This window comes from Rubellimicrobium aerolatum, assembly GCF_017872975.1.
Classification (GTDB): Bacteria; Pseudomonadota; Alphaproteobacteria; order Rhodobacterales; family Rhodobacteraceae; genus Rubellimicrobium; species Rubellimicrobium aerolatum.
The window spans coordinates 107275-113769 of the sequence record NZ_JAGGJP010000011.1 but is presented as its reverse complement, the minus strand read 5'-3'; the positions used below and the strand labels follow the sequence as shown (position 1 = coordinate 113769).

The 6495-nt window shown below is 69.4% G+C and carries 7 protein-coding genes; 3 read left to right on the top strand and 4 right to left on the bottom strand.

From position 1 onward, the window contains the following. The 3 genes from J2Z33_RS13085 to nfi all read left to right on the top strand — a co-directional run. On the top strand, nt 1-733 hold a 733-nt coding region (locus J2Z33_RS13085), incomplete at its 5' end, for a hypothetical protein (RefSeq protein ID WP_342454181.1). Then, nucleotides 730-1233, top strand: coding sequence for a SixA phosphatase family protein (locus J2Z33_RS13080; protein WP_209841744.1), 504 nt, complete (start codon nt 730-732; stop codon nt 1231-1233). The genes J2Z33_RS13085 and J2Z33_RS13080, both read left to right, overlap by 4 nt. A gap of 8 nt (nt 1234-1241) precedes the next feature. Continuing rightward, entirely contained in the window at nt 1242-1934 is a 693-nt protein-coding gene (gene nfi, locus J2Z33_RS13075) for a deoxyribonuclease V (protein WP_209841742.1), read from the top strand. A 71-nt stretch (nt 1935-2005) separates the two neighbouring features. Here the strand turns inward: nfi and J2Z33_RS13070 are convergent, their stop codons facing one another. From J2Z33_RS13070 to J2Z33_RS13055, 4 genes are all read right to left on the bottom strand, one after another. Next, nucleotides 2006-2782 (bottom strand): amino acid ABC transporter ATP-binding protein, encoded by a 777-nt coding sequence (locus tag J2Z33_RS13070; protein WP_209841740.1) that lies wholly within the window; start codon nt 2780-2782, stop codon nt 2006-2008. Between the two features lie 11 nt (nt 2783-2793). Continuing rightward, nucleotides 2794-4110: an amino acid ABC transporter permease gene (locus J2Z33_RS13065; protein ID WP_209841738.1), complete on the bottom strand. Its 1317-nt coding sequence runs from the start codon at nt 4108-4110 to the stop codon at nt 2794-2796. Continuing rightward, nucleotides 4110-5333, bottom strand: a complete 1224-nt coding sequence (locus J2Z33_RS13060) for an amino acid ABC transporter permease (RefSeq protein WP_209841736.1) — start codon at nt 5331-5333, stop codon at nt 4110-4112. Before J2Z33_RS13060 ends, J2Z33_RS13065 begins: the two co-directional genes overlap by 1 nt. Before the next feature lie 70 nt (nt 5334-5403). Beyond that, nucleotides 5404-6420 (bottom strand): amino acid ABC transporter substrate-binding protein, encoded by a 1017-nt coding sequence (locus J2Z33_RS13055; RefSeq protein ID WP_209841734.1) that lies wholly within the window; start codon nt 6418-6420, stop codon nt 5404-5406. Nucleotides 6421-6495: the final 75 nt, after the last annotated feature.

Sequence of the window (6495 nt, the reverse complement as noted above, 5' to 3'; positions counted from 1 at the left end):
CTTCGATCTCTTCATGGTCTCTCTCCGTCTCCTCGGCCCAAGCCTAAACTGGAAAAGTCCAGCTCGGCGCGGTCCAGAAAACGGGCAGCAGGTCAGCGCGCTCACCGAGGCGGCCCAAGCGCAAGGCCTCGTCGTGTCGGGCGTCTCCCCGCTCTTGCCGGAGGACGGATTGCCCACCCGCTTCCGCTCGGTCGCGCTTCTGTCGCCGGACGAACCGGGCTTCTGGCCGCTGGTCTCCGCCTCGCCCGAGATGGCGGACGGCGAGCCCCAGCCGCTCGACCGCTGGTCGCGACGCGTGATCGGGCGGCTCGCCTGCGAGTTCGGGACCAAGGCGGCTTTCCCTTTCGTCGGCCCGCCTTGGCGGCCCTTCACCAACTGGGCGCGACGCTCGGGCCGCTGCTGGCCTTCGCCGGTAGGGTTGCTGGTGCATGACACGGCAGGGCTCTGGATCTCATTCCGGGGCGCGGTGGCGTTGGAAGAGGACGTGCCGCCCGTTGCCTCGGCCCGTCCGTGCGATAGCTGCGAGGCTAGGCCGTGTCTCCGGGCCTGTCCCGTGAGCGCGCTGAGGGAGGACAGCTATGACGTGGCGGCCTGTCACCGGCTGCTCGATGCGCCCGCAGGCAGGGGCTGCCTCTCGGGAGGCTGCCGTGTGCGGCGGGCCTGCCCGGTCGGGGCCGGCCAACGCGACCCGGCGCAATCGGCATTCCACATGAAAGCGTTTCACCCGACATGACCCTGACGCTGCTGCTCATCCGCCATGCCAAGTCCGACCAGGGCGACCCCGCCCTGCCCGACCACGAACGGCCGCTGAACAAACGCGGCCGCCGGGACGCGCCCCGAATGGGGCGCTGGATCGCCGATCGGGGTTTGATGCCCGCCGAGGTCCTGTGCTCGGACGCGGCGCGCACGCGGGAGACGCTGGACCTGATGCTCCCCCACTGGTCCGAGCCGCCCCGCGTCCGCCACCTGACCGAACTCTACCACGCCGCGCCCGATGCGATGCTACGGGCGCTGGCCGGGACCGGAGCGGATCGCGTGGCCCTGGTCGGCCACAATCCGGGAATCGGAGGCCTCGCTGACTATCTGGCGCGCGAGGTGCCGCCTCATCACCGCTGGGTGGACTTCCCCACGACAGCGGTCGCGGCGCTGACCTTCGACCTGGACCGTTGGGCCGACCTAGGGGAGGCCTCGGGCACCGTTCTGGCCTTCGCGATCCCCGCCGACGTGGGCTGAGGTGGCCCATGCGCCTGCACCGCCGCCACGCCTGGGATTTATCACCGACCGAGGCGATCGCGCTCCAGAACGACCTTCGTGCCGAGGTGGTGGCCGACCGCCCGCTCGACCTGTCGGGCCTCCGTCTCGTCGCCGGGGTCGACGTGAGCGTCAGGAACGACGTATCCCAAGCGGCGGTGGTCATCGCCACCTTCCCCGACTTCCGCGTGGTAGAGACGGCGCTGGCCCGCCAACCGACGCCCTTTCCCTATGTTCCCGGCCTCCTGTCCTTTCGGGAAGGGCCGGTGCTGGAGGAAGCCTTCGGCCAACTCGCCACCGAGCCGGACCTGTTCCTCTTCGACGGCAATGGCATCGCCCATCCGCGCCGCATCGGCATCGCGAGCCACATGGGCCTCTGGCTCAACCGTCCGACCATCGGCTGCGCCAAGACCCGCCTGACGGGCCGCCACGCGCCCGTGCCACCCGAGAAGGGAGCCTGGGAACCTCTCGTGGACAAGGGCGAGGTGATCGGCGCCGCGCTCCGCACCCGGGCAGGCACGAACCCGGTCTTCATCTCGCCCGGCCATCTCTGCGACCTTGCTGGCGCGGTGGAGTTGGTCCTGCGCTGCTCCCTTCGCTTCCGCCTGCCCGAGCCGATCCGCCTCGCCCACAACGCCGCAGGGGCCCTTGAACGCGGCCCGGACCTGTTCGACACGATCTAGTCACGTCAGGCGGGCTTCAGCCCGCCAAGGATGCGACATGGCGGGCTGAAGCCCGCCCTCCGCGCTCCCATTCAATGCCCCAGGATCTGGCTCAGGAACAGCTTCGACCGCTCGGACCGGGGATTGTTGAAGAACTCCCGCGGCGTGTTCTGCTCGACGATCTGGCCCTGGTCCATGAAGATCACGCGGTTCGCCACCGCCTGCGCGAAGCCCATCTCGTGCGTCACGCAGAGCATGGTCATCCCGTCCCGCGCCAGCTCGATCATGGTGTCGAGCACCTCCTTGATCATCTCGGGGTCGAGCGCCGAGGTCGGCTCGTCGAAGAGCATGATCTTCGGCCTCATGCAGAGCGACCGGGCGATCGCCACCCGCTGCTGCTGCCCGCCCGAGAGCTGGCCGGGATACTTGTGCGCCTGCTCGGGGATGCGGACCTTGTGGAGGAAGTGCATGGCCGTCTCCTCGGCCTCGCGCTTGGGCACCTTGCGGACCCAGATCGGCGCCAGCGTGCAGTTCTCCAGCACCGTCAGGTGCGGGAAGAGGTTGAAGTGCTGGAACACCATCCCGACCTCGGAGCGCACCTTGTCCACATTCTTGAGGTTCGAAGTCAGCTCGGTCCCGTCCACGACGATCTGGCCGCTCTGGTGCTCCTCCAGCCGGTTGATGCAGCGGATCAGCGTGGACTTGCCCGAGCCCGAGGGCCCGCAGATGACGATCCGCTCGCCCTTGGTGACGGTCAGGTCGATGTCTCGAAGGACATGAAACTGACCGTACCACTTGTTCATGCCGGTGATCTGCACGGCGACCTCTCCCGAGACGGGCGGCGGCGGAGCGAGGGCGGCGTCGGTCATGGGCGGGGCTCCTAGCGGTGGCTACGCTCGAGCCGCCGCTCGAGCCAGATGGAGTAGCGGGACATGGCGAAGCAGAAGGCGAAGAACACCAGCGCCACGAAGACGTAAAGCTCCCAGTAGATGCCGCCCCACTCGGTCGTCGCCCGGATGGTGGAGGAGATCCGCATGGGATCGAACAGGCTGATGATCGACACCAGCGTCGTGTCCTTGAACAGGCCGATGAAGCTGTTGACGATGCCGGGGATGGAGATCTTGAGCGCCTGCGGCAGCACGATCAACCGGGTGGCCTGCCAGTAACCCAGGCCCAGCGCGTCGGCAGCCTCGTATTGCCCGCTCGGCAGCGCAGCAAGGCCGCCCCGGATCACCTCGGCGATATAGGCTGAGGAGAACAGCGTCACCATGATGATGACGCGCAGCAGGATGTCGAAGTTGGTGCCGCGCGGCAGGAAGTAGTTCAGCACCACCTGGGCCACCAGCAGCCAGACGATCAGCGGCACGCCCCGGATCACCTCGATGTAGGCGACCGCGACCTTGGAGATGAAGAAGAGTTCGGACCGGCGGGCGAGCGCGAGCAGCACGCCCAGGGGCAGCGACAGGCAGATGCCGGCCAGCCCGATCACCAGCGACAGGGTAAAGCCGCCAAAGGCCCGCGACTCGACCGGGACGAGGGCGAGCGGGGCGACCGATGCCAGACCCGCCGCCACCGGCCGGGCGAGCAGGAACCACCACGCCAGGGCCGCGCCGAGCCCGAGCAGGAGGGCCAACCCGGCGTTCCCCCGCCGGGCCACCGCAGCCCAGATCGCCCAGCCGACGACGAAGCCCAGCGCCGCCGCGACCGGGCCCCACAGGGAGCCGCCCCAGAGAAGCCAGACGATCACGAACGGCGCGGCGGCCGACAGCCACAGGAGACGGCGGGGCGCCCCCGAGAACAGCACCGGCAGCACCGCGACGAGGAACAGCCCCAACGCCAGCAAGGGCCGCCACAGGCCATCCGCCGGGTAGAACCCGAACAGGAGCTGCCGCCACCGCGCGCGGACCACCGCCCAGCAGGCGGCGGGCACGCCCTCGCCATAAAGCTGGTCGCGGATCGCGCGGCATTCGCTGGCCGATCCGGCCTGCCAAATGCCGCGCCAGGCCCAGGGCAGCAGGTCGCGCAGCGCCAGCCACAGCAGCCACGCCGCCAGGATCGTGAGGATGATGTTCAGCGGCCCCGAGAACAGGTTCTCGCGCATCCAGCGCACCGCACCGGTCTCGCGGCGGGGCGGCGGGGCGGGCGGCATCATCGTGTCGCGCGCGAAGGCCACCGTCTCGGCGTGGATCTCGGACATCAGCGCTCCTTGAGGGCGATGCGGCGGTTGTAGACGTTCATCGCGCCCGAGATGACGAGGCTGACCACGAGGTAGAACAGCCCGAGGAGCAGGATGCTCTCCAGCTCGCGCCCGGTCTGGTTCATGGTGACGCCGCCCAGCGTCGCCCGAAGGTCGGCATAGCCCACCGCCACCGCGAGCGAGGTGTTCTTGGTCAGGTTCAGGTATTGCGAGATGAGGGGCGGCACGATCACACGGAGCGCCTGCGGCAGGATCACGAGCCGCATGGTCCGCCCGGGCCGCAGGCCTAGCGCGAAGGCGGCCTCGCTCTGGCCGCGCGACACCGCGAGGATGCCGCCCCGCACGATCTCGGCGATGAAGGCCCCGGTGTAGAGTGCCAGCGCGAACCACAGCGCCACCAGCGAGTTCAGGATGTTCACGCCGCCGTTGAAGCGTGCGATCCCCGTCTCGCGCATTGTTGGCACGTCGAAGGTCACCGGCCGGCCGAGCAGAAGAAAGGCTAGGACTGTCGGCAGGACTAGGATCGCCAGCGCCACCCAGAGCACCGGCAGCGGCCGCCCCGTCGCCATCTGCCGGCGCCGCGCGTAGCTGCGCCAAACCAAGGCAGCAAGGATCGACAGCAGCAGCACGACCGTCAGTAATTCCGCTCCCTCGCCCCAGACCGGCCAGGGGATGAAGGTGCCCTGGGCGGTGAAGGCGATCACCCCGAAGACCATCGAGGCTGTCGCCCCTTCGCCCCGGAACTCGGCCGGGATCGGCGTGGCGTTGCTGAGAACCGCATGAACCAGCACGATCCAGAGCAGCAGCGGCACGTTGCGGAACAACTCCACGTAGACGGTCATCAGCCGCCCGATGAGCCAGTTCTTCGACAGCCGCAGCACCCCGGCCAGGACGCCGATCACAGTGGCGGTCACGCAGCCCAGGGCCGCGACCAGCAGCGTGTTCAGCATCCCCACCAAGGCGGCGCGGGCGTGGGTGTCGTTGTTGGTATAGGAGATCAGCGTCTGGCCGATGTCGTAGCCGGCGCGGTTGCCCAGGAAGCCGAAGTCGAAATCCTTCCCCAGCGCGCGGAGGTTCACGACGAGATTGTGCCCGAGATAGGCGATCAACCCGGCCAGCAGCAGGAGCGCGACCACCTGGATGGTGAGGCCCCGATAGCGGCTGTCGTTGATGAGCTGGCTGGGCCGGAACGCGCGTCGCGGCGGCTCGGCTGCGATGGTCATGCGGTCGTCTCGCCTCTCGGTCTCGGGATGCGGTGGAGGCGCCCTCGCTGGGCGCCCCCGGAACGGCCGATCAGCGGAACGGCGGCGCGTACATCAGGCCGCCCTGCGTCCACAGGGCGTTGAGCCCGCGCGCCAGCCCGATCGAGGTGCTTTCGCCCAGGTTGCGCTCGAAGATCTCGCCGTAGTTGCCGCCGGCCTGGACGACGCGGACGGCCCATTGCTGATCGAGGCCGGCCATCGTGCCGTATTCGTCCTCGGTGCCGAGCAGGCGGTTGATCTCCGGGTTCTCGGTCGGGGCGGCGGCCATCTCGGCCACGTTGGCGGCGGTGATGCCCAGCTCCTCGGCGGTGACGAGCGCGTAGAAGGTCCAGCGCACGATGTCGGCCCATTCCGTGTCGCCGTGGCGCACGGCCGGGCCCAACGGCTCCTTGGAGATGATCTCGGGCAGGATCACGTGGTCGTCCGGCGTCTCGAAGGTGGCGCGGACCGAGGCGAGGCCCGAGGCGTCGGTCGTGTAGACGTCGCAGGCGCCGGCGAGGTATTGCTGCCGGCCCTCGGCGTCGTTGGCGATCGGCACGGGCTCGTAGGTGATGTTGTTGACGCGGAAGAAGTCCGCGAGGTTCAGCTCGGTCGTGGTGCCGGTCTGGATGCACACGGTCGCGCCGTCGAGCTCCTTGGCCGAGGCCACGCCCAGCGCGCGCGGCGCCAGGAAGCCCTGCCCATCGTAGTAGTTCACCGCCGGGAAGTCGAGCTTGAGGTCGGTGTCGCGCGAGAAGGTCCAGGTGGAGTTCCGGGCCAGGACGTCCACCTCACCCGCCGCCAGGGCGGTGAAGCGCGTCTCGCCCGACAGGGGGATGTAGTTGACCTTCGCCGGATCGCCCAGCGCCGCGGCGGCGATGGCGCGGCAGAGGTCCACGTCGAAGCCCTGCCAGGTGCCGCTCGCGTCCGGCGCGGCAAAGCCGGTCAGGCCCGGGTTCACGCCGCAGTTCAGCGTGCCGCGCGCCTTCACGTCGTCCAGGGTCGCGGCCTGGGCCGCCCCGGCCAGACCGGCCAAGGCCAGCGTGCCCAGCATGACGGATGTCTTCATCGGTCGTCCTTCCCGTTGCGTCGCGCCGCGTCGGCGGCGCGCTCTCTTGTGGCCATCCCCCGCGACGGCGGGGGA